Origin of the sequence: Halomonas sp. DP5N14-9 (assembly GCF_019802175.1) — a bacterium.
Classification (GTDB): domain Bacteria; phylum Pseudomonadota; class Gammaproteobacteria; order Pseudomonadales; family Halomonadaceae; genus Halomonas; species Halomonas litopenaei.
Genome location: NZ_JAHVHR010000031.1, coordinates 52,923 through 75,070, shown reverse-complemented (window position 1 = coordinate 75,070; position 22,148 = coordinate 52,923). Strand labels below are relative to the sequence as shown.

The window sequence follows — 22,148 nt, the reverse complement described above, 5'->3', positions numbered from 1 at the left end:
TCACCGCTCTCATCCACCCCAGACAGGAGACATTCACCGTGCACGCCGTCATCGTCAGTTTTACCCCGCAGCAAGGGTGTGCCGATCGCCTCGAGGCACTACTGCTCCGCCAAGCCTCGGATAGCCTGGAAAAGGAACGTCACTGCCAGCGCTTCGATGTGGTTCGACTACGGAACGAGAACACCTTCGTCCTCTACGAGCTCTACCGGGACCAAGACGCCTTCAGATGGCATCTGGACACCGACCACTTTCATGCCTTCGATCAGAAGAGCGCACCGCTGGTGGCGGAGAAGAAGGTCCTTCAAGGAGACCTGCGCCAGGCTTGACGCAGCCTGGATCTACGAGCAAACCAACGCTACAGCCACCCCATGGCCTGCATCGCCTGATTGGCAGGCACCAGCACGTAGCGTACGCACACAAACCCCACCAGGCTGAGTGCGAGGGTATAGGGTGCGGCCATCCACACCATGCGGCCGTAGGAAAGGCGAATCAGCGGTGCCACCGCCGAGGTCAGCAGAAACAGAAAGGCTGCCTGGCCATTGGGCATCGCCACCGACGGCAGGTTGGTGCCGCAGGCCACCGCCACGGCCAGCAGGTCGAACTGCTCGGCGCCGATGCGCGCAGCGCTTAAGGCCGAGTGGATTTCGCTGATGTAGACGGTGCCGACGAAGACGTTGTCCGAGACCATCGACAGCAGACCATTGGTCACGTACACCAGGCCCAGCTGCTCACTGCCTTGGCGTGACAGCACCAGCTCGATCACCGGTGCAAACAGATCCTGCTCGATGATCACCGCCACCACCGCGAAGAACACCACCAGCAGGGCGGTGAAGGGCAAGGCTTCCTCGAAGGCCTTGCCAAGGGCGTGCTCCTCGGTGACACCGAGAAAGGCGCTTGCCAACACAATGACGGCAAGCCCGATCAGCCCCACCGACGCCTCGTGGCGAGCCAGCGCCACCACCAGCCAGACCAGCACCGCCGCTTGCACCCATAACCTGGCCACCTCGATCAGCGACTGGCCTGCCCGCTCCTGGCGGTCGTGCTCGACCAGGATGGCGCGTACCTTGGCCGGTAGACGCTGGCCGTAACCAAAACAGCGCAGGCTTTCCACCAGCAGGCAGGTGGCAAGGCCTGCCACCAGCACCGGCAGAGTGACAGGCGCCATACGCAGCACAAATTCGCCAAAGCCCCAGCCAGCCTGCTCGGCGATGATCAGGTTCTGGGGCTCACCGACCATGGTCGTGACACCGCCGAGGGCGGTCCCCATGGCGGCGTGGAGCAGCAGCGAGCGCAGAAAGCGACGATAGTCGATCAGGTCCTGGTGGCTGACCTCGGGGAGCCCGCTATCATCGCTGTAGTCATGATCGTCGTGCTGCCCCTTCATCGACGCCACCCGATGATAGATGGCGTAGAAACCCACCGTCACGCTGATCACCACCGCGATCACCGTCAAGGCATCCAGAAAGGCGGAGAGCGCTGCCGTCGTCACGCAGAAACACAGCGACAGCAGACGCTTGGACGTGACACCGATCAGCAGGCGTGTGAACGCCTTGAGCAACAGCTGCTTCATGAAAGTGATGCCCGCCACCATGAACACCAGCAACAGCAGGACGTCCAGGTTGAGCGCCACCTCGTGCATCACACTGTCGGGGCCGGTCATGCCGATGGCCACGGCTTCCAGTGCCAGCAGCCCACCAGGCTGCAACGGATAGCACTTCAGCGCCATGGTCAAGGTGAAGATGAATTCGACCAGCAACAGCCATCCCGCGACGAATCCCCCAGACCAGGCGTAGACCAGCGGATTGATCACAAGGCAGACCAGGATGGCGGTCTTGTACCAGTCCGGCGAGGGACCGATAAAGTTGCGAAAGAAGGCCTGGGGCAGCGTCGTCACCATCGACCGGCTCCTTGTCGATACGGCGGCGTTTCAGTATGCCGGTGAAAAGCGGCGCAATCCGCGTGACTGCGTCAACAAACCGCCCTGAACCAACGGAGTATCGGCTTGTCACGCCTACCACGCCGGGCTAGCGTGAAAGACGCCACCACACCCACCGATGAGGAATCGCCTGTGAAATGGGCTCGCACCAGCCGCGACAAGATGCACCATCACGCCGATACCATCGGCAACCTGCTCGTGGAAGGCTTTCACTACCTGGGACTCTTCGTCATCGGCGGGATGATCGCCTGGGCCTCGGTGGTCGCCTTCCTCGACATGCTGACCAGTGGCCACGCCAGCGTCGACGACATCCTGCTGCTGTTCATCTATCTTGAGCTGGGCGCCATGGTGGGCATCTACTTCAAGACCAATCACCTGCCGATTCGCTTCCTGTTGTATGTCGCCATCACCGCCCTGACCCGCTACCTGATCGGTGACATTTCCCACCACCCCAAGCCCGACGCCGGTCTCTTGTACCTGTGCGGCGGCATCTTCCTGCTGGCCCTGTCCGTGCTGGCGGTGCGCTTCGCCTCCTACAAGTACCCCTCCAGCAAGCCCATCGACGCCCTCGGCAAGGTGGTCAACAAGACCAACAGCGATCTGTAGGGCGCCCGGGGCCAGCGCCCCTGCCCTCGCCCACGTTCACGTTCAGGTTCACAACTACAGCGACGACAACAGCCCCCGCCAGCCAGCATCGAAAGATACCGGTTGGCGGGGGCTGGGTGTTTACGCGAAGGCTGAAGACCGGAACCAGGTTCCCGTCAGGACTTGTCGGGGGCACCCCGGACCACGTCCCACTGGGGCTGACCCTGCTCGATCAGCACACGCTCGCCGTCGGGCGCCTGCTCCAGACGCGCCACCTGACGCACGCCGTCATACTCCCAGGCCACGTCGTAGCCCAGGGTCTTTTCACGAGTGTCGTTGACGGTGTGGCACCGCTGTTCGGTGGTGGTATAGGTCTGGCCAGCCTCGACCCGACGCTGCACTTCGCGTCCGGCGAAGCCACCGCCGATGGCACCGGCCACGGTGGCGATCTTGCGGCCGCTGCCACCGCCGATCTGGTTGCCCACCAGGCCACCGACCACCGCACCGGCAGCGCTGCCCAGAATGCTGTGCGGATCCCGGGTCGGCGCCTGGCGTGTCACCTGAACGTTCTCGCAGACCTCTCGCGGCGTGGAGACGGTCTCGGTGACCGGCGTGACGGCGGTAATATCGGCGAACTGCGGCCCCTGGGGCGCCTGCTGCACCTGCCAGGCGCCAAATGCCAGGCCACCAAGGCCAAAGACCGCGAGGGTGGAACCGACGATGATCGACTTGCTCATGCTGTTCTCCTTGCTCCGCCAGGGCGCTCACTTAGCGTGCGAGAGGCGCCACGGCAGATGTCTTGGCGATGTGATGACACTATCCTAGCCGTTATCGAACAGCGTTCGAAGAACCATGGAGCCACTTGCAAGTTGTTTGTGAGGCTGTCGCAACTCACCGACAAAGGTGCCCCCAATCGGCGACGATGGGCGCTGCTGCCCTCGCCTCTTATGCCATTGGCACACCCCTGCCCACTCATCACAACGCCTCGCTGCCGGAGGCAGCGAGGCGTTGGGCGAGACGCGACAATGGGGCTCAAAAGCCGGGAGCGCGGGCCACGAAGCATCCCGCGGCCATTGGCTTGCCCGCACTTGTCTGTGACACCGACCAGCGGCTAGATACCCAGCTTGTCCCGGGTCTGGTAGTACCAGGCACCGATGGCGGACAGCGGCACCCTGAGCATGCGGCCGCCAGGGAACGGCAGGTGCGGAAGGCCGGCGAAGGCATCGAAGCGCTCGTCACGGCCGGTCATCACCTCGCTGATCAGGCGACCGGCCAGGTGGGTGCAGGTCACGCCGTGGCCGGAGTAGCCCTGGGCGTAGTAGACGTTGTCATTGATCACCCCGAACTGGGGCAGTCGGTTGAGGGTCATCAGGAAGGTCCCGCTCCAGGCGTAGTCCACCTTGACCGTCTTGAGCATCGGGAAGGTCTTTTCCATCTTGGGACGAATGACCGCCTCGATGTCCTGGGGGTCCTCGCCGCCGTAGTTGACTCCCCCGCCGTAGATCAGGCGGTTGTCGCGGGTCAGGCGGAAATAGTCGAGCAGATAGTTGCAGTCTTCCACCGCCATGTTGTTGGGCAGAAGCTCCCGGGCCAGGTCCTCGCCGAGCGGCTCGGTGGTGATGATCTGGGTGCCGCAGGGCATCGACTTGGCCTCGAGCTCCGGCATCACGCCGCTCATGTAGGCGTTGCCCGCCATCACCACACGCTCGGCGCGAACGCTGCCGTTGCGGCTCTTCAGTACCACCGGCTGGCCGTGCACCAGCGACTCCACCGGGCTCTGCTCGAAGATCACACCGCCCAGGGATTCCAGCGCCGCCGCCTGGCCCAGTACCAGGTTGAGCGGATGCAGGTGACCGCCGGAGTGGTCCACCAGGGCGCCGGTGTAGCGATCGCTGCCCACCTCGCGGCGACAGGCGTCGCCTTCCAACAGCTCCAGCCCGTCGTGGCCGTAGCGCTGCCACAGCGCCTGATGCTCGCGCAGCCCCTTGAGCTGGCGCTCGTTGCAGGCGGCGAACAGGTTGCCTTCACGCAGGTCGCACTGGATGTCGTAGCGGGCGATGCGCTCACGGATGATGCGATTGCCCTCGAAGGCCATGTCGCCGAGGGCACGCGCGGTGTCGGCACCGTACTTGTCCTCGATCACGTCCATGTCGCGGCTGTAGCTGTTGACGATCTGACCGCCGTTGCGGCCCGAGGCGCCGTAACCGACCCTGGCCGCCTCCAGTACCACCACCTTGAGCCCCTGCTCCGCCAGATGGAGCGCGGCGGAGATGCCGGTGAAGCCGGCCCCGACCACGCAGACATCACAGCTTACCTCTCCCTCGAGGGCCGGGCGCTGGGGTGAGGCATTGGCCGAGGCGGCATACCAGGACGCGGCATGCTGGACCTCGGCGGCCCCTCCACGGGGATCGGTAGCGGTGGAACGGCTGGACATGACGGACTCCCAAAGTGGTTATTTTATTCAACACTAGATCGCATTCTACGCGGCGAAAGGAGATATCTTCAAGATAAAGACATGGAATAATCACCACCACGCACCGACGCCATAGCCCCACAACGCAGCGAGCCAGGCACCTGGCCTGGCTCGCTGATGGTGCCTCATGCCACCGTCTCGGGCTTGCGCCACCTTCTCGGGATCGCGCCACCTTCTCAGGCCTACACCACTCTCTGAGCTTCGCGCCACCTTCTCAGGCTTGCGCCACCCCAGGGCGTCCTCCAAGGCCGCGGCTCACACCCGCAGCAGCAGGTGCTCACGCTCCCAGGACGAAATCACCTGAAAGTACTCACGGTGCTCGGCCCGCTTTACCGCCAGGTAGCTGTTGGTAAAGCGCTCGCCGAGGATACCTGCCAGGGCGTCACACTCGTGCAGCAGGTCCAGCGCCGGTCCGATATCGTCAGGCAGCTTGTTGCCGCCGGACCAGGCCGAGCCGACCATGGGCGGGCGGGGCTCCACCTGGCCGAGCATGCCGAGGTAACCACAGGCGAGTGACGCCGCCATGACCAGGTAGGGATTGGCGTCGGCACCGGCCAGTCGGTTCTCGACCCGGGTGGCCTCGGGCCCGGAGACCGGCACGCGCAGGCCCACGGTACGGTTGTCCATGCCCCACTCGACGTTGATCGGCGCCGAGCCCGAGGTCTCGGTACGCAGCAGCCGCCGGTAGGAGTTGACGTTGGGGGCCAGCAGCGGCATCGCCGAGGGCAGGTAGCGCTGCAGGCCGCCGATGAAGTGGTGGAACAGACGGCTGGGCTGGCCATCCTCGCCGGCAAACAGATTTCGTCCGCTGGCCGGGTCGATCAGGCTCTGGTGAATGTGCATCGAGCTGCCCGGCTCGTTGGCCATGGGTTTGGCCATGAAGGTGCCGTACATGCCGTGGCGCAACGCGGTCTCGCGCAGTACCCGCTTGAACAGCACCACCTGGTCGGCCAGCGCCAGCGGATCACCGTGCTGGAAGTTGACCTCCATCTGCCCGGCGCCCTCTTCGTGGATCAGGGTATCCAGATCCAGGTTCATCGCCTCGCAGTAGTCGTACATCTCCTCGAACAGCGGATCGAACTCGTTGACCGCATCGATGGAGAAACTCTGGCGACTGCTTTCCTGGCGACCGGTGCGCCCCACCGGCGGCTCCAGCGGGTAGTCGGAGTCGGTGTTGGTCTTGACCAGGAAGAACTCCACCTCCGGTGCCACCACCGGGACCCAGCCACGTGCCTGGTACAGCTCCAGCACACGCTTGAGCACATAGCGCGGCGCCAGCTCCACCGGCTCGCCGCTCAGATAGTGGCAGTCGTGGATGATCTGGGCGGTAGGATCGTCGGCCCAGGGCACCAGGAAGACGGCGTTGGGGTCAGGCACCAGCTCCATGTCCCGCTCGGCAGGATTCCAGAAGCGGATGTCGTCATCGTCGGGATAGCCCCCGGTGACGGTCTGGATAAAGATGGAGTCCGGCAGGCGCGGTCGTCCGCCGTTGAGGTACTTGCCCGCGGGCATGATCTTGCCCTTGAGGATGCCGGTAAGGTCGGTGACCAGGCACTCCACCTCGGTGATGCCGTACTGCTTGAACCAGTCGCTGAGCGCTGGGCTTTCCTGGCGGTTACTCATGAGAGTGTTCCGTTACGTGAGTGTCTCACTCGGTGGCCGAGCCCCGACGTCGCCGGGGCTCTTTCCTTGCAGGGCGGCCCCGGGCGCATCAACGCCCCTGGGCCAATCCCTTCACCGAGCCTTTACCTCTGACCACAGTTGCTGAAAGGTCTGCAGTTGCTGACCGGACAGGCTGGGGGTGAAGACAAGCCGCGCCATGTCCTCTTCGCTGGGCTGGGTCGGCGGCTGGGTCAGCACCTCGTCGAGATGCGGGCGCGCCGCCTCGTTGGGGCTGGCGTAGTAGTTGTAGTTCGACAGCTGGGCACCGATCTCGGCGTCCAGGATGAAGTCGATGAACTTGTGCGCGAGCTCCGGGTTGGGTGCCTCGGAGGGGATGACCATGGAGTCGACCCACATCTCGGCGCCTTCGTCGGGAATCACGAAGTCCAGATGTTCGAAGGTCTCCGGGTCCTCATCCTTGAAGTACAGGTAGTCGCCGTTGAAGGACATGCCCACGTGGGTGACGCCCCGGGCCAGCTGCTGCAGGGTCGGTGTGCCGTCGGTGAAGCCCGAGAAGTTGTCGCGATTCTTGGTCTCGATCAGCAGTCTGGCGGCATTCTTCAGGTCATCCAGACCACTGCAGTCGAAGCTCGCGCCCAGATAGGCGCAGGCGCTGCCGGTGGCGACCTGGCCGTCCTGGATCATCGAGAACGGATAGTCGCCGTTGACCTCGGGGTCGAACAGCAACGACCAGCTCTTGGGCGCATCGGGGAAGGTCTCGGTGTTGTAGACAAGGCCCGTGGTGCCCCACTGGTAGGCAGCGGAGTACTCGGCACCGGGATCAAAGCTCGGATCCTTGAACTGCGCCACCAGGTTGTCGAAGTTCGGAATCTGCGAGCGGTCGAGCTTCTGGATCAGGCCGGTCTCGATCATCCGCGGAATGTAGTAGTTCGACGGCACCACGATGTCGTACTGGGAAGTGCCACCGGCATTGAGCTTGGCGATCATCTCCGGGTTCGAGTTGAAGTAGTTGGTCACCACCTCGACGTCATACTTTTCCTCGAAGGCCTCGATGATCTCGGGGTCCATGTACTCGGTCCAGTTGAACAGGTACAGCTTGCCCTCTTCAGCCTGGGCGACGCCTGCGAGCATGGCGGCGGCCACGGCGAGGCCCAGGGCGCTGCGAGTCTTGTTGAGCATCGTTGCTTTCTCCTTGTATTGCTTGGTCTTGTCTGGGTACGTCAGGTGTTGATCGATCTGTTCCGAGATTGCCGCTGTGTCCGCCAATGGCACAGGCGTCATGCCTTGCGCCGATTGACGACGAGGCTTGCCAGGGCGGCCAGCGCCACCGCCGCGATCATCAGTGTGGCGATGGCGTTGATCTCCGGTGACACCCCCTTCTTGATCGCGCCCCAGATATAGATCGGCAGGGTCGCGCTCTCCGGGCCGGAGGTGAAGAAGCTGATGACGAAGTCATCCACCGACAGGGTAAAGGAGAGAAAGAAGGCCGATATCAACGCCGGCTTGATGGTCGGCAGCATGAAGTGCACCACTCGCTTAAAGGGCGAGGCATAGAGGTCCTTGGCCGCCTCGAACAGGGACGGATCCAGACCCACGAAGCGCGAGTAGACGATCAGCGCGACGAACGGAATCTGGAAGGTGACGTGGGCGATGATCATGGTGCCCAGCCCCGGCCCCAGGAGCCCGGTCAGCTCATTCACCTTGACGAAGAAGGCCATCTCCGAGATACCGAAAACGATATCCGGCAGCACGATGGGCAGATAGATCAGCACGATCAGCCAGCCCAGCTTGCGGTGACGGTGGCGATACATGCCATAACCGATCAAGCAGCCGATCACCAGGGCGATCAGCGAGGACGTCAGCGCCAGCACCAGGGTGTTGCCGAAGGCGCTCATGATCTGGTCATTGGCGAACAGCTGGTGGTACCAGCGCAGCGACAGTCCGGTCATGCTGGCCGCGCTGTTGGCGGCGTTGAAGGAGAACAGCACCACCACCGCCAGCGGCAGGTAAAGAAACACCAGGGTCAGCCACCAGAAGGCACTCAGACCTCGCTTGAGTGTGCGCTTTCTCATATCACCACCTCCTCACCGCCGCCGAGTCGCTTGCCGATCCGGCGCATGGCATAGAGTCCGGCGAAGGTCGCCAGCAGCATCAGGATGGCGCCGGCGGCGCCCAGCGGCCAGTTCGACCCACCGGAGAACTGGTTGGCCACCAGATTGCCGAGCATCAACGCCTTGCCGCCGCCCAGCAGTTCCGGAATCACGTACATGCCGAAGGCCGGAATCGCCACCAGCACGATCCCGGCGAGCAGCCCCGGCAAGGTCTGGGGAAAGACCGCGTGCCAGAACGCCTTCACCGGGGTGGCGTAGAGGTCCTGGGCGGCCTCCACCTGGGCGGTGTCGAGCTTCTCGAAGGCGGCGTACAGCGGCAGCACCATGAACGGCAGGAAGTTGTAGACCAGCCCCAGGGTCACCGCGAAGTTGGACGGATACAGCCCCATGTTGGGGGCGATCAGCCCCAGCGACTCGGCGACGCTGGAAAGCGGCGTCCCCGGCGCCAGCAGGTTCATCCAGCCGAAGGTACGGATGACCTGATTGGTCCAGGACGGCACCACCACCAGCAGCAGCATGATCGGCCGCCATTTCGCCCGGCAGGTGGTGATGTAGTAGGCGATCGGATAGGCCACGATAACGACCAGGCCGGTCGCCACCAGGGTCTGCCACAGCGACCTCAACAGGGTGTAGAGGTTGCCCGGGCTCCAGCCCAGAAAACCGAAGCCGGCAAGCTGCTTGAACGAATCGAGCGACAGCGGCATCTGCGGCAGGCCATAGGGCCCGTTGGTCATGAAGGCCACGCCCATCAGGTAGGCGCTGGGCAGCACCAGAAAGGCGATGATCCAGGCCGCGCCGGGTGTCACGGTAAAGAGAAGATGGCGCGCTTCTCTGACCATGCCCTGGCTGCGTCCGAGGACAGCGGTATCGGTCATGACATGCCCCCTCAGTTGGCCACGGTGACGAGGTCTTCCGGGGCGACCACCAGGGTCACCTCGTCGCCGACCTCGGGCAGTCGGCGCCCGCGATTGTTGATGGTGGCCTGCAGGGTGGTGTCACCGACCGCGAGACGGAACTCGGCGTGGCTACCACGATAGAGCCGTTCGGTGATCCGCCCGACCAGGTGGTTCACCCCTTGATGACGCCCCAGACGCACGTCCAGCGTCTCGGGGCGAATCAGCAACAGCTCGCCGCCTCCCTGCTGTGGCGTGTCGAGGTCGGGCTCGAGCTCCAGCTCGCCAAGCTCGGTGGTCACGCGCTGGCCCTGTCGGGCGCTGATCGGATAGAGGTTGGCATGGCCCATGAAACGGGCGACAAAGGCATTGACCGGGCGCTCGTAGACCTCCCGAGGTGGCCCCACCTGCTGGATGGTCCCGCCATTGAGCACGGCGATGCGATCGGACATCACCATGGCCTCGTCCTGATCATGGGTCACGAAGACGAAGGTCATGCCCAGGCGCTTCTGCACCCTCAGCAATTCAACCTGTAGCTGGCTGCGAAGGCCGGCGTCGAGCGCCGACAGCGGCTCGTCCAACAGCAGCACGTCGGGCTCGCAGACCAGCGCCCGGGCCAGGGCGATGCGCTGACGCTGTCCGCCGGAGAGCTGATCGATGCGCCGATCGATCAGATCGCCCAACTGGATGAACTCGGCGATGCGCTCGACCCGTGCCTCGCGCTCGGCACGATCGACACCGCGCATCTTGAGACCGAAGGCCAGATTGTCGCGCACCGACAGGTGGGGAAACAGCGCGTAGGACTGAAACACGGTATTGACGCTGCGATGGTGCGGCGCCACCTCGGTGACGTCGCGCTCACCGATGGTCAGGCGTCCCTGATCGGCGTCTTCCAGACCCGCCAGGATGCGCAGCAGCGTGGTCTTGCCACAGCCCGATGGGCCCAGCAGGGTAAAGAACTCGCCGGCCTCGATGGTCAGATCGACGCCATCGAGCGCCACCGTACTGGCGCCGAAGCGCTTGTGCAGGCCCTGCATATGGATCGCGGAGGCGGTCCGCTCGGAGCCGTCGGCATCGACGCCCGGGCGTACGCCATCATGGGGTTCATCCCGGCGCTGTGAGTGACGCTCGGCGGTGGAGGTCTCGGTCATAGGGGCATTCCTCGTCGTTGTCGGCAGCTCACAGCCGATCGCGAAGCTTGTAGAAGTGGGTGGCCAGCAGCAACAGCGGTGTTCTCAACAGGCGACCGCCGGGGAAGCGACGATGGGGCATGGCGGCAAAGACGTCGAAGCGCTCGCTCTGCCCGGCGATGGTCTCGGCCAGCAACTTGCCGGCCAGTCCCGCCATGGCCATGCCATGACCGGAGTAGCCTTGCGCATAGTAGAGGTTGGCGGCCAGTCTGCCGAAGTCCGGGGCGCGATTGAGCGTGATGGCCACGTCACCGCCCCAACGGTAGGCGATCTCGACATCATCGAGCACCTTGAACAGGCGCCGGATCTTGCCGTCGATGCGCGCCTCGAGCCCCTTGGGCGGGCGCCCGTCGTAGCTGACTTCACCGCCATAGATCAGGCGTCGATCCGCCGACAGCCGATAGTAGTCGAGCACAAAATTGGCATCGGCCAGGGCGTCATTCTTCGGCAGCACCTGGGCCGCCTGCTGCTCGCTCATCGGCTCGGTGGCGATCATGTAGTTGGCACAGCGCATGATGCGCCCGCGCATCTCCGGCAACAGGTCGATGCCGTAGGCGTTGGTCGCCACCACCACGCTATCGGCGGTGACCTCTCCGCCGGCGGTCTTCACCCGGGCAGGCTCGCCTTTGGTCACCGCGGTGACCGGGCTGTGCGAGTGGAAGATCGCCCCCGCCTGCTGGGCGGCCCTGGCCAGGCCGAGGGTATAGTTGAGCGGATGCAGATGCCCGCCCTCGGCCTCCCACAGGGCCGCCGGGTAGGCGTCGGTGACCACATGTTCGCGCAGCGACTGCCCTTCGCGCCATTCCAGCGCCTGGTAGTCGTACTTGTGCGCCATGGTCTCCTGGAAGGCGCGCAACTCGCGCACATGGCGCGGCTTGACCGCCGCATGCAGGTAGCCCCAGGCAAGGTCGCAGGGAATGGCGTGACGCTCGACCAGCTGTGCGGTCAGGCGCACCGCTTCGCGGCTCATTTCCCAGATATCGCGGGCCGCCGACAGGCCAAGCGCCTGTTCCACGGTGTCCATGTCGGTACCGAGCCCGGGCAGGATCTGGCCGCCGCTGCGACCGGAGGCGCCATGGCCGACGTCATGGGCTTCCAGCACCACCACCTTGTAGCCTTGCTCGGCCAGATGCAGCGCCGCCGAACAGCCCGTCACCCCGGCCCCGATCACACAGACGTCAGCGCGAACGTCGCCCTCGAGCCTGGATGTCGGCAACAGCTCGACCCGGACGGAATCGCGGTACCAGGAGGCGGCCTCGGACGTGGAGGAATCTGTCATAGAGAGTCCGTATTGGTTGCGCAATGCGCTTGTTGTTATTGAATCTCGCACCTTCGCATGAAGGTGACACCGACAGTGTGCCACTTTCTCGCCACCAGGCGTCAAGTATCCAATAACACTAAATTCCTGACTTCAACGTCAGCGATTCGATACGCATCGCCTTTAACAGCAAGGCAAGCTGAACGTGCCCCTCTTGCGCTCGACGCACAGGCGCGCCAAGCCGCCGCCCGGCACCGACCAGATCAGATCGGGTCAGAGGTGGGCCGGACAAGCTCCGGCAGGGACTGTCGAGTATATGCGAGACCGCTGGGGCAAGAAATGTCGGGCAGAAGCGGCGGACGCCCGTTCAAGGGCGCCCTCTCCCGCCACAAGGAAGGGATTTCAGGACAGTTGCCAGGCTCGGTCTAAGATACCGTCGAGCGCAGACATCTTTCAGGCAAGCCTAGGCGCTGTCCGAAAAGTCGACGAGCGAAGGTTAGACAAGGCAAAAATCGGTGAGAAAGCGCAGTTTACGGGGTGTAAATGAGCATTTTGATCCGATTTTTAACGCCGTATTACCGAGCGCAGGCACTTTTCAGACAAGCCCTAGAGTGAAGATCGCTCACTCCGGAGCCCACCCGTCATCTGACGCATCCGCGCCAGAACATCAACGCCAAGCTGCCGGTAGACATCCAGCAGGTCGACCAGCACCCAGTTCTCACGAATCAGGGCATCCTCGCAACGCCAGAAATCCAGACTCCGCAGACGCACCTGCTGACCGCCCGGAGCGATACCCAGCCAGCCATCGCCGCTGATGGTCGCCTCCAGCGCTGGCCAACCGCACAGCGCTACATAGTCCCCTTCACTGAACACCACATGATGGCCATCGTTGCGACGATCCGGCATTCCCGCCAGGAAGGGCCGCTGATGCCACTGGCGAAAGCCGGAGACCCGCCGGCCTGAACCGATGCCAGCCGGGCCATACCACATCATGCGCGGATGCCAGTAGCGCTCGAGTTCCATGGCCGCCACCCCCCCTTCGGCGTAGCGGCCGAGCCCCTCGAGCATGCGGTTGACCAGATCGAGACTGGCCGCCGCCCGGCGCACCTGGCCTTCGGGTTCGATGCCGAGTCCGGGATGAATACCATCCTGGGTCGCAGGCCCCGGCACCAGCATCTCGCATCCCAGGCTCGGCACCATGGGCCAGGCGCCAGCGCCCAGCATCACCTCGGGGATATCCCACAGCGCCCGCATCTCGACGATGCGACCGGCCTCGATGCGAAAGAACTCTGCGTAGCGCAGGGTCATGATATGGCCGGTGGCGGGAATATCCAGCCAGGGTGTCTCGAACACCCCGGTATAGAAGCCGGCGCAACCGACCCAGTGCGCTGTGCTCGGCGGGCCGCCGATGCTCTCGTACGCCGCGCCTGAAACCACGATATAGTCACGACGCTCGAGGTCCGGTACCGCCGCCAGCAGCGGGCGATAGATGCTCTCCAGCAGTTCCTGCGGCCCGACGCACTCGCCAAGGGGGTACGCCAGATGGCAGTGACATTCGTCATGCATCAGCTCGGCAAGCGCGCGCTCAAGCTCCCCGTCGTCGAAGCCATGCACCTTGTCGTACCACAGCGCGCGCCAGCGATCGATCACCTCTCGGCAACACATCATCGATCTCCCTCCTTGGCCAATGGCTGCTCTCCCTCATCACGCTCACCGGTCCGCAGCGCTCGCCGGTGGCTGTCGAATCGTTCCCAGCCATGTCCACCGAACGGGTCCACACCCAGCTGCTGCATTACGTAGGGAAAGTCGACCATCACCCAGTTGTCGACGATCTTGCCGTCCACCACCTTCCAGAAGTCCATGTAACGGATCTCCACCCGTTTACCGGTGGCGGGAATGCCCATGAACTCCCCGCTATGAACCGCCTCCTGGCGACCGAAGGCTGCACACCACTGTCCTTGCACGACGCGAGCCTCATCGATGCAGACCTTATCGGAAAAGGCATGCTGAAACGGCATCTGCCAATGCCGCTGGAACTGGTCGAGGCCCATCTTGACGCCGCATCCCGCATTGCCAAGCCAGCGAAATTCCTCGTCGAAAAAGCGCCCCATACCCTCGATATCGTGATCATTGAGACCATCGACCATGGCATCGATCGCAGCCTCGGTCTCGGCGGTTCTCGACAGATCGTTGTCTCGTGTCAACTGGCCCTGCTCGGGTCTCGCTCCGGCCATGTCTGTCTCCTCGCTACGATGTAGTCGGCTGTGCCCAGTCTCGGCAGCGAGCCAGCACGTCGACGCCCTGCTGGTCGAGCCAGTGGGGCAGATCGATCAGAACCCAGTTCTCGGCCAATCGCTCACCCTCACGCCGGTAGACATCGACCACCCGCATGTCGACCCTGCGTTCGCAGGCGGGCAAACCGAGAAAGCCGCCCACAGGCTGATGGGTAAGGTTGGGCCAGCCAAAGAAGGCGGCGTAGTCGCCTTCGGCAAAACGTGCCATATGGCCATTAAAGACCTTGTTCGTGAGGCCACGACGAAACGGCATCTGGTGCTGGGCATGATAGCGCTCAATGGTCAGCGTGGAACCAATGCCTGCGGGACCGTACCAGGCCATGTCGTGATGCCAGAAACGCGCCAGTCGCTGTGGCGGGCAGTCATCCGAGCCACTGGCGTTGAGACGCGAAAGATCGTCGACCATGGCCTCGACCAGCGCCAGGGTCTGCGCGCCCTGTTGTGGCGGGCGGTCCTCGAACAGCAGGCCATCATGGTAGCGAGGCCCGGGGACTAGCCCTGCCGCTCCCCGTTGATGGGGCAAGGGGTCGAAGCCCGCCTGTCGCATCACGTCGATCAGGTCGAAGAACAGTGACATGGCGGTAATTCGGCCAGCCTCAACACGGTAGAACTCGGCGTAACGCAGCGCACTCAACTTGCCGGTTGCCGGGATGCCGGGATGCCGAGCCAGGGTGCGTCACGCAGCCCGACCAGATGCCCCATGCTGACCACCCATTCTTGCCCATCGGCACCATGGCGGCCGCCAAAGAAGACGTCCTGGCGGCGCTGGACATGTCGCCAGGCGGTCTTGAAGGGTTGCCAGAATCGCCCAGCGACGTCCTCGATACCGGACAACTCACCGAAGGGGTGGACCCCGTACCAGCGCAGATTCGATGAACAGTACCGGGACAACACCTGGCCGACCGTGCTGGCATCGGCCGCATCCAGCGCTGCCTGGAAGGCCCGTACCGACTGTTTTGGGGAAGGATCATTGACCATGCTGCCTCCTTGCGTGACAAGGGAATCCAATAGCAAAGAAGGCCAGGAGGGCTGCCGCCCACGCCGGTGTCTTACCCTCGTTGCGAGGATGTCCACTGACGCGGACGACGGCCCCTGGCCTGTCATCCTCCTGGGTGTCGATCAGGCAGAAGCCTCCTGCAGCTTTTTCTTCTCCTTGCGTGAGCGCGTACGGTCGCCGAAGTAGACCTCCAGTACTTCGGTGCTCTGCCTGGGCGCCAGGCGACTGCCGAGAATGCAGGCCAGCGCCGACAACACGAACGACCAGACGAAGGGATGAATACCGAACAGGCTGGTGCTCCCCACGGTCACGTACTGCAGCACGAAGGACAGGAATCCCACCAGCATGCCGAGCAGACAGCCCATGCGGTTCATGCGTGGCCAGAAGATGGCGAAGATCGTCGGCCAGGCAAAGGTGGCCCCGAGGCCGGCCCCGGCGAAGACCACGATCAACTGCAGCAGCTTGGGGGGATTGAAGGCCAGGATTACCCCCACGATGGTGACGCTGAAGGTCATCAGATGGGTCAGCTTCTTGGCCTTCTCGCCGCTCATGTTAGGCTCGAAACTATGCTGATAGATATCGCGCACCAGGGCACCGGCGGTCACCAGCAGGAAGGAGCTAAGCGACGACATGATGGCCGACACTGGTGCTGCGATGATGAAGCCGGCGATCGCGGCCGGAAGTGCCATCATGACGGTCGCGGTCAGGGCATGGTCCGGCGACTCCAGTTCGGGAATCAGCACCCGTCCTGTTACCCCTACCAGCATGATCAACGGGTACATGATGGCGACGTAGAGTCCGGTCATCAGCGCCGCCCGCTTGAGCACGGCAGAGTCGTTGAAGGTCAGAAAACGGCTGACCAGTGCCGGCTGGCCCAGCTGCGACAGTGGCATCAGCACGAAGAACGACACGGCAGCAACGAGTGGCAGGAAGTCCTTGGGTCCCGGCCCGGACACCAGCTCCGGCGACTGTTCGATCAGTCCCGCCTGAATCGCCTCGAGTCCCCCTGCCATCTTGACCGCGAAGTACGCCGTCAGCATGACCCCGAACAGCATGACAATGGCCTGGAAGCTGTCGGTCCACGCCACCGCCCGAAAGCCGCCGTAGGCGGTATAGAGCGCGACGGATACCGCAAAACCGATCACGCCCCACTGGTAGGGAATGCCGACAACGGCTTCCAGCACTCGGGCACCTGCAGCGTACTGGGCCACCATGAAGGCCAGGTACAGAATCACGATCATGACTGCAGACAGCACGCCGATCATCGGGCTTTCAAACCGATCACGCAGCAGATCCGGGAAGGTCAGCGCGCCGGTCTTGCGCCCGATCTGACCAATTCGCTTGCCAAGAATGCCGAACCCTGTGGTGATGACTACCATGAAACCGGCGATCCACAGAAAGACGATCCAGCCATAGGTATGCAACAGGCCAGGCACGCCGATAAAGGTGCCTCCACTGGCCATGGTGGCGATCCAGGTCAGGCCCAGAACCCAGGGGCCGGTCTGCCGTCCACCGACAAAATACTCCTCCATGAATTCGCCCTTGCTGGTCTTGCGACCGCTGACGAAGGCAAAGATAAAGGTGACTGCCAGATACAAGGCGATCACCAGCGCAACACTCGTTGAATTTTCTGAATACATGGATCAGCGCCTCGAAGCCATCTTGTAGATTGTCATGTTCGGCTCTCGCTACTCGGGATCATCCTGGAGATAGAAGAAGGCATAGATACTGTTCGTCAGCGCGGCGGCGTAGAACGGCACAAGCACTCCCCAGAAGATCCAGGTGGGTATTCCCATGGTTGTCGAAAGGTCGTTGTTGCGGTATCCGAGGATGTAGGACACCCCCACGGTCCAGACCAGAAACACGACCCAGATAATGCCGGCGACCATGGCTTCCCGGCGCGTACGCATGTAGTAGGCACGGCCCATCTTGCTGTCGGATGATTCACTCATTGCACTCTCCTAGATTGTTTTTCTCAGATACAAGTGCCGTGAATTGAACGCAGGGAGAGCCCACTGCCGCTGTTCTCTCCCGTCGATGCACTACGCAAGGCTTTACCGGCGCTTCCCGAACCCTGAACCGCGATAGGTCTCCCACCTCTCAAGATTTCTACGCAGAATCATTGCGCAAGCGTCGCGCTCACGATCTGCTTCCACACCGCAACCTCATCGACCATGACCCATTCCATGGTGACCCGACCGCCTGTCAGGTAGGCGTGAGTGATCCCCATCACGTACACCGGCGCCCCGGTCGGCTCACCGAAGGCGCCCCATCCCGAATGACTGCCGCGCAAGGACCAGCGCATGGCGATGCGAACGGGCTGTTCAGGCTCGCGATTGATCATCAGGTGTTCGACGCAAAATTCCGCGTCCGGAAAAGAGGCCAGGTAGCCGAGCAGGAAGCGGTCGATATCGGCATGGCCGTTGCGCGATTCCCCACCGGGAACGTGCAGACAAGCGCCCGGATGATAGAGATGCTGGAGCGCCGAGATCTCCTTGCCCCCCCAGATGCGTGTCCAGCCGTCGGCGTAGGCGCGTGCGGTGGAGTCCTCGGCGATAAAGGGACGATAGGTGCCGGCAACGTCCTGCGCCGGGGTAAAGAAGCGCGGCTCGCCGAACTGGCGCATATCACTGTCGACCTGGCGCCGGGCAAGTTCCCGCGGCGAAAGGCCAAGACATCGGGCGAAGGCGGCCTGGTCACGTACCAGCCACTCCTCCTTGACCTGGTTTTCCCGCACCACGCAGTCGGCAATGATGCGCGAGCGAACCAGGCGACCGCTGGCCTCGCCGTAGGCGCCGCCTCCGGTATGGCGCATCACCGAGATCAATCGATGGGACGAGACATGTTCACTGTCGTCTTCGCTACGCCAGATCACATCCTCACCCACCAGTTGACGGTCCGGAAACTCGTTGAGGGTCGCCAGGGTGGCGGCGGTGACACCGGTATTGTCGGTAAGGATGCCGCTGGGCGCCCTGACCAGCACGTCATCGGCGTAGTAGCGCTTGAGCGCCGCACCTACGCCACGCTCCTCCCAGATTTCATGGGTGATTCCATGGATGAAATCCGGGAACGTCTCGTAGTCGTCATTGAAACCTTTCATCAGGGGTCCTTGTTGCTCTATCTGCTTTTTTATCAACGGGTCTCGCTATCTGGCGCCTGGATGGGATAGCGCCTGCGTGCGCCACATCGCCAAACCTTTTGCTGCCATCGAGCCAGAGCGGGCGACTACCGCCAGGCAGGGCTATCGGAGCCGCTAGACGCGGCGCTTCTCGAATGCTGCCCAGGCATCCATCAGTCCCTGAAGGTCGAAACCGGGACGACGTATGCGCTCCAGAAGTTCCTGCTCGGCGCCGACGATGCGATCGATGGCCTCGGGCAGTGCCCTGGCCTCATCCGGTGTCAGCCGTACCGCGCCATGGCGGTCGGCGTGGATCAGGTCCCCCGGTGTCACCTCGAGGCCGAATACCGTCACCGGCGTGTCCACCGCGGTGACGCGCACATAGGCGTGGGACGGACCGACACGGCCGCCCAGCACCGTAAATCCCGGCTCAAGGTCATCGAGGTCACGAATTACCCCGTTGGTCAGGACACCGAGCAGACCGAAGCGGTGGTGGAGGCAAGTGTTGACCTCTCCCCAGAAGGCACTGACGGCTTCATCACCATCTTCATCCTCGATCACCATCAGGCTGTCGGCGGGACTTTCGGCGATGTAGCGGTAGTAGGCCATGCGCCGCTCGCGGATGGCCTCGGCAGGCTCATCGGGCGGCGTCAGCCCCCTGATTCGCGCGCACCGTGCGTATCCCACCAGTGGAGGGCGTGACGGATCGGCCGCCACCACCGGGGTGCGGGTAAATCCTTCGGCACTGCGGGTGCCACGCACCAGATCCAGCGCATTTGCGATGGTCGGCGTATCGAATCGACGAAGCTGTTCGAGCAGGTCAGGGGTCATGATCATGGGTCTCGTTGTTGTGGTCAGGAAGACGCCTTCGCCGGAGCGGCGTCCTCGCCTGCCGGACGTCCGAGCCACTGCATCAGGGCGTGGTTGACGGCTAGGGGGGCCTGCAGGGTACTGAGGTGCCCTACCCCCTCGAGCACGACCAGTTGGGTATCCGGAATGTGGTCCGCCAGCCAGGTATGCCGGGATACCGGGCATAGCCTGTCGCCGTCACCACACAGCACCAGCGTCGGTTGACGAACCGCGCCAAGCCACTGGCTGGCGTCGGCACGATCACGCAGCGCCAGGGACTGGCGGCGAAAGGTCTCGAGGCCTTGCCCCCTCGCCATCTTCACTATCAGGTCGGTATGTTCCGGCGATGGTTCTTGCCCCTGCGCCGGATACAGCGGTGCCAGGACTTCCCGAGCGTAGCGCTCGAGCCCCATCTCCTCGGCCTGGTGGATATCCGCGGCACGCTGAATGCGGCGCTCCTCCACCTCGGCGAAAGGGTTGGTATTAAAAAGCGCCAGGCGCTCGATACGCTCACTGGCCTGGCGCACCATCGACATGGCCAGAATGCCACCCATGGACAGGCCCGCCAGGTTGAAGCGAGGCCAGGGGGCCTGATCCAGCAGGTCCCGGGCCAGGGCGTCCATGTCATCGCTGGCGCCGAGGCGAGGCACGTAGGTGTCCACCTCGTGCCCCAGCGCCTCGATCTGAGGACTCCACAGACGTGCATCGCACAGGGTCCCGGGCACCAGCATCAGCGGCAGACGGTTACCGTCGCTGCCTTCTGCCGCCATCGAGCCATTCATGCCGCCACCACCGGTCCGCGCGGCGCCTCGGTGCCTCGGGCCACCACCACTTCGGCGTCCTGATCGGCCATCAGCCGATGGGTCCAGCCCTGGGGCGAGGTAAATGTATCGCCGGGCCCAAGATCGATGGTTCCCTGGTCACTCTTCACCTTGACGCTGCCCCGCTGAACGAACAGCACCTCCGGCTCGTGGCAGTGATAGCCGGGCGTCGCTGCGCCTTTTTGCATACGTAGTACTCGCAGCTGGAAGCCGTGGGGCCACCAGCCCACGATAGGCCCGGGAGAGAAGCCGTCTCCACTGGCCTGAGGGACAATCACCGGGCACTCCTCCACCCCCGGCCCCGCCAGCGCCGCCTGAGGATTGGCACGCAGTTCATTGCGGCGAACCACGCACTCGGCCAGGCGCTGCGGCGTCGGGGTAATCAAGCGTGCGAGTTCCTCGGCATCCGGCGCGGCTTCGAGCTCGGCGCCTTCCGGCACGGATTCTCCGGCGGCCACATCGACCAGACGCCCGCCCTTGAGCAGCACCAGGCCGTGCTCCTTGGCCAGATCGAACACGCTGGGTGCCCACTTGACGCGGCCAGGGTCGTCGCCACCCAGCAGGACGAACAGGAAGCCGGTACCTTCGTCGATCTTCTCGAACCCCCGGAACATATGGATCGGCACGCTGGCGACGTCACCCGGGCCAACCTCGAGATCACCGTCCTGACCTTCTGGCCCGAAGATCAGGCGCCAGCGGCCGCTGTGCACGATAAATACCTCGGCGCTTTCGTGGGAATGCTGGGAGTTCAGGCAACCTCCCGGCTGACGCGCCCCGCCCACGTTGAAACCGTGGGGTTCGCTGATGTGCACATACTGATGGGGGTTCTCTGCGACCCCGGGGCCAATGATGGTGAAGTTTTCCTTGCGATCCGAGCCCGGCGAGCGGGTATCGACGAAGGCGTTGCGGCACGGAATCAGTTCGTCGTAGCGCACACGGCGTGCCTCAAGGGCGTCCAGGGTCCAGCTCATGTTGTTTCCTCAGCGTTGTTGATGGGCGATCTGGGCATGAATGGCAATCTCGTCGAGCAAGTGCCATTCACGCAGGACCTGACCTCGGACGATTTCGGCGTGGGTGATACCCAGCAGCACCACCTCGGCGCCGCTCGGCTGACCGAAACGACCTGCTCCCAGATGGCGCGTGTGCAACGACCAGCGCAGCGCCACCCGCCGGGGCATCCCCGGTTCTTCTCGATCCAGATAGTGATGTATGCGATAGCACCCCGCGGGGAAGGCAGCCTTCATCTCGAACCAGAATGACTCGAGCTGGGTCAATCCACGCAGATGTCGTCCGCCCGGCACCTTGGCGTCGATCGCACGGGAATAGCCTCGCCTGAGCCTGTCGAGACAGGCGTCCTGCCACAGATCGCGGTAGCGCTGCGCCACTTCACCCAGGCTGTCAATATCAAGGTCGCCCTGGGCTCCCCGCCAGCGCTCCACCAGAGCCTCGGCATCGGGCCAATCGGCCGTTGTCGCCAGCGCCTGCCCCAGTGTCATCGGGGACGCCCCTAGCTGAAGCGCCAGGCCGGACTGGTCCCTGACCAGCCACTCATCCACGATCCGGTTGTTCTGGCACAGACAGTCAGCGATGGTCATCACCTCGGCGCTGCGCCAGGTGGGCGAGCCGAACTGCCCTTCTCCCATATGTGTCATCTGAGACAGGATGCGATGGGAGGAGTAGTAGCAACCGGACACCGGCCCGCCCTCGATCACGTCTTCACCGAGCAGGGTCCGATCGGGAAACTCCTGAAGGGTGGCCAGGGTGCCCTGAACGACCTTTTCCACCCCGCGAAAGGCTCCGGCTGGCGTTTTCACCGGACAGTCCTCGCTGTAGTAGTGACGAATGAGATCGATACCCCGCCCTTCCCAGATTTCCTCGGTGATCGTCAGGATATAGTCGCGAAGGTCGCAGAAACGCTTGTCGAATCCCTGCAGTCCCATCGATGCGTCTCCTTGTTCCAGGCATTTCATTGATACCATCGCTGCGCGCGGGAAAGACCG

The 22,148-nt window shown here is 63.5% G+C and carries 22 protein-coding genes; 2 read left to right on the top strand and 20 right to left on the bottom strand.

Annotated features, from left to right (window positions below):
- The first annotated feature begins 38 nt into the window (after nt 1-38).
- Nucleotides 39-326 carry a putative quinol monooxygenase gene (locus KUW00_RS17745; RefSeq protein ID WP_162816462.1) on the top strand — a complete coding sequence of 96 codons (288 nt, stop codon included), beginning with the start codon at nt 39-41 and terminating at the stop codon, nt 324-326.
- 29 nt (nt 327-355) lie between these two features.
- Here the strand turns inward: KUW00_RS17745 and nhaB are convergent, their stop codons facing one another.
- On the bottom strand, nt 356-1,897 hold the full coding sequence (gene nhaB, locus KUW00_RS17740; protein ID WP_222569733.1) for a sodium/proton antiporter NhaB: 1,542 nt from the start codon (nt 1,895-1,897) through the stop codon (nt 356-358).
- A gap of 171 nt (nt 1,898-2,068) precedes the next feature.
- On the opposite strand from nhaB, the gene KUW00_RS17735 reads away from it, so the two are divergent.
- On the top strand, nt 2,069-2,542 hold the full coding sequence (locus KUW00_RS17735; RefSeq protein WP_197037120.1) for a phosphate-starvation-inducible protein PsiE: 474 nt from the start codon (nt 2,069-2,071) through the stop codon (nt 2,540-2,542).
- 155 nt (nt 2,543-2,697) lie between these two features.
- Here KUW00_RS17735 and KUW00_RS17730 read toward each other — a convergent pair whose 3' ends face one another.
- The 19 genes from KUW00_RS17730 to KUW00_RS17640 all read right to left on the bottom strand — a co-directional run bounded on the left by KUW00_RS17730 (nt 2,698) and on the right by KUW00_RS17640 (nt 22,088).
- Nucleotides 2,698-3,258 carry a glycine zipper 2TM domain-containing protein gene (locus tag KUW00_RS17730; protein ID WP_045995242.1) on the bottom strand — a complete coding sequence of 187 codons (561 nt, stop codon included), beginning with the start codon at nt 3,256-3,258 and terminating at the stop codon, nt 2,698-2,700.
- Nucleotides 3,259-3,632: 374 nt separating this feature from the next.
- Entirely contained in the window at nt 3,633-4,955 is a 1,323-nt protein-coding gene (locus tag KUW00_RS17725) for an NAD(P)/FAD-dependent oxidoreductase (protein ID WP_045995152.1), read from the bottom strand.
- 294 nt (nt 4,956-5,249) lie between these two features.
- On the bottom strand, nt 5,250-6,617 hold the full coding sequence (locus KUW00_RS17720; RefSeq protein ID WP_045995153.1) for a glutamine synthetase family protein: 1,368 nt from the start codon (nt 6,615-6,617) through the stop codon (nt 5,250-5,252).
- A gap of 111 nt (nt 6,618-6,728) precedes the next feature.
- A complete protein-coding gene (locus KUW00_RS17715) occupies nt 6,729-7,796 on the bottom strand; it encodes a PotD/PotF family extracellular solute-binding protein (RefSeq protein ID WP_222569732.1) in 1,068 nt (355 codons plus the stop codon).
- Nucleotides 7,797-7,894: 98 nt separating this feature from the next.
- A complete protein-coding gene (locus KUW00_RS17710; protein WP_108132908.1) occupies nt 7,895-8,689 on the bottom strand; it encodes an ABC transporter permease in 795 nt (264 codons plus the stop codon).
- A complete protein-coding gene (locus tag KUW00_RS17705) occupies nt 8,686-9,603 on the bottom strand; it encodes an ABC transporter permease (RefSeq protein WP_222569731.1) in 918 nt (305 codons plus the stop codon). The genes KUW00_RS17710 and KUW00_RS17705 overlap by 4 nt, the downstream gene beginning before the upstream one ends.
- An 11-nt stretch (nt 9,604-9,614) precedes the next feature.
- Nucleotides 9,615-10,772: an ABC transporter ATP-binding protein gene (locus KUW00_RS17700; RefSeq protein WP_222569730.1), complete on the bottom strand. Its 1,158-nt coding sequence runs from the start codon at nt 10,770-10,772 to the stop codon at nt 9,615-9,617.
- Between the two features lie 28 nt (nt 10,773-10,800).
- On the bottom strand, nt 10,801-12,090 hold the full coding sequence (locus KUW00_RS17695) for an NAD(P)/FAD-dependent oxidoreductase (RefSeq protein ID WP_222516621.1): 1,290 nt from the start codon (nt 12,088-12,090) through the stop codon (nt 10,801-10,803).
- A gap of 585 nt (nt 12,091-12,675) precedes the next feature.
- Nucleotides 12,676-13,737: an ester cyclase gene (locus tag KUW00_RS17690; RefSeq protein WP_261392252.1), complete on the bottom strand. Its 1,062-nt coding sequence runs from the start codon at nt 13,735-13,737 to the stop codon at nt 12,676-12,678.
- On the bottom strand, nt 13,734-14,303 hold the full coding sequence (locus KUW00_RS17685; protein WP_222569729.1) for an ester cyclase: 570 nt from the start codon (nt 14,301-14,303) through the stop codon (nt 13,734-13,736). The genes KUW00_RS17690 and KUW00_RS17685 overlap by 4 nt, the downstream gene beginning before the upstream one ends.
- 13 nt (nt 14,304-14,316) lie before the next feature.
- Nucleotides 14,317-14,997: an ester cyclase gene (locus tag KUW00_RS17680; protein ID WP_222569728.1), complete on the bottom strand. Its 681-nt coding sequence runs from the start codon at nt 14,995-14,997 to the stop codon at nt 14,317-14,319.
- Nucleotides 14,994-15,341 (bottom strand): hypothetical protein, encoded by a 348-nt coding sequence (locus tag KUW00_RS17675; RefSeq protein ID WP_222569727.1) that lies wholly within the window; start codon nt 15,339-15,341, stop codon nt 14,994-14,996. The genes KUW00_RS17680 and KUW00_RS17675 overlap by 4 nt, the downstream gene beginning before the upstream one ends.
- A gap of 141 nt (nt 15,342-15,482) precedes the next feature.
- Complete coding sequence (locus KUW00_RS17670) at nt 15,483-17,000, bottom strand: sodium/pantothenate symporter (protein ID WP_222569726.1); 1,518 nt, start codon at nt 16,998-17,000, stop codon at nt 15,483-15,485.
- Between the two features lie 48 nt (nt 17,001-17,048).
- Entirely contained in the window at nt 17,049-17,312 is a 264-nt protein-coding gene (locus KUW00_RS17665) for a DUF997 family protein (protein WP_222516625.1), read from the bottom strand.
- Between the two features lie 167 nt (nt 17,313-17,479).
- Nucleotides 17,480-18,460, bottom strand: coding sequence for an ester cyclase (locus tag KUW00_RS17660; RefSeq protein ID WP_222569725.1), 981 nt, complete (start codon nt 18,458-18,460; stop codon nt 17,480-17,482).
- Nucleotides 18,461-18,613: 153 nt separating this feature from the next.
- Nucleotides 18,614-19,315 (bottom strand): RraA family protein, encoded by a 702-nt coding sequence (locus KUW00_RS17655; protein WP_222569724.1) that lies wholly within the window; start codon nt 19,313-19,315, stop codon nt 18,614-18,616.
- A 17-nt stretch (nt 19,316-19,332) separates the two neighbouring features.
- The gene (locus KUW00_RS17650) at nt 19,333-20,109 is read right to left on the bottom strand and encodes an alpha/beta fold hydrolase (protein ID WP_222569723.1); all 777 of its coding nucleotides are present in this window, start codon (nt 20,107-20,109) and stop codon (nt 19,333-19,335) included.
- Complete coding sequence (locus KUW00_RS17645; protein ID WP_222569722.1) at nt 20,106-21,119, bottom strand: cupin domain-containing protein; 1,014 nt, start codon at nt 21,117-21,119, stop codon at nt 20,106-20,108. Before KUW00_RS17645 ends, KUW00_RS17650 begins: the two co-directional genes overlap by 4 nt.
- 9 nt (nt 21,120-21,128) lie before the next feature.
- Complete coding sequence (locus KUW00_RS17640; protein WP_222569721.1) at nt 21,129-22,088, bottom strand: ester cyclase; 960 nt, start codon at nt 22,086-22,088, stop codon at nt 21,129-21,131.
- Nucleotides 22,089-22,148: the final 60 nt, after the last annotated feature.

Coding starts and splice junctions, on each gene's coding strand:
- KUW00_RS17670 (WP_222569726.1), bottom strand. CDS start 17,000: ATGTATTCAGAAAATTCAACGAGTGTTGCGCTGGTGATCGCCTTGTAT.
- KUW00_RS17685 (WP_222569729.1), bottom strand. CDS start 14,303: ATGGCCGGAGCGAGACCCGAGCAGGGCCAGTTGACACGAGACAACGAT.
- KUW00_RS17675 (WP_222569727.1), bottom strand. CDS start 15,341: ATGGTCAATGATCCTTCCCCAAAACAGTCGGTACGGGCCTTCCAGGCA.
- KUW00_RS17720 (WP_045995153.1), bottom strand. CDS start 6,617: ATGAGTAACCGCCAGGAAAGCCCAGCGCTCAGCGACTGGTTCAAGCAG.
- KUW00_RS17725 (WP_045995152.1), bottom strand. CDS start 4,955: ATGTCCAGCCGTTCCACCGCTACCGATCCCCGTGGAGGGGCCGCCGAG.
- nhaB (WP_222569733.1), bottom strand. CDS start 1,897: ATGGTGACGACGCTGCCCCAGGCCTTCTTTCGCAACTTTATCGGTCCC.
- KUW00_RS17700 (WP_222569730.1), bottom strand. CDS start 10,772: ATGACCGAGACCTCCACCGCCGAGCGTCACTCACAGCGCCGGGATGAA.
- KUW00_RS17665 (WP_222516625.1), bottom strand. CDS start 17,312: ATGAGTGAATCATCCGACAGCAAGATGGGCCGTGCCTACTACATGCGT.
- KUW00_RS17655 (WP_222569724.1), bottom strand. CDS start 19,315: ATGATCATGACCCCTGACCTGCTCGAACAGCTTCGTCGATTCGATACG.
- KUW00_RS17695 (WP_222516621.1), bottom strand. CDS start 12,090: ATGACAGATTCCTCCACGTCCGAGGCCGCCTCCTGGTACCGCGATTCC.
- KUW00_RS17710 (WP_108132908.1), bottom strand. CDS start 8,689: ATGAGAAAGCGCACACTCAAGCGAGGTCTGAGTGCCTTCTGGTGGCTG.
- KUW00_RS17660 (WP_222569725.1), bottom strand. CDS start 18,460: ATGAAAGGTTTCAATGACGACTACGAGACGTTCCCGGATTTCATCCAT.
- KUW00_RS17650 (WP_222569723.1), bottom strand. CDS start 20,109: ATGAATGGCTCGATGGCGGCAGAAGGCAGCGACGGTAACCGTCTGCCG.
- KUW00_RS17645 (WP_222569722.1), bottom strand. CDS start 21,119: ATGAGCTGGACCCTGGACGCCCTTGAGGCACGCCGTGTGCGCTACGAC.
- KUW00_RS17705 (WP_222569731.1), bottom strand. CDS start 9,603: ATGACCGATACCGCTGTCCTCGGACGCAGCCAGGGCATGGTCAGAGAA.
- KUW00_RS17690 (WP_261392252.1), bottom strand. CDS start 13,737: ATGATGTGTTGCCGAGAGGTGATCGATCGCTGGCGCGCGCTGTGGTAC.
- KUW00_RS17730 (WP_045995242.1), bottom strand. CDS start 3,258: ATGAGCAAGTCGATCATCGTCGGTTCCACCCTCGCGGTCTTTGGCCTT.
- KUW00_RS17715 (WP_222569732.1), bottom strand. CDS start 7,796: ATGCTCAACAAGACTCGCAGCGCCCTGGGCCTCGCCGTGGCCGCCGCC.
- KUW00_RS17640 (WP_222569721.1), bottom strand. CDS start 22,088: ATGGGACTGCAGGGATTCGACAAGCGTTTCTGCGACCTTCGCGACTAT.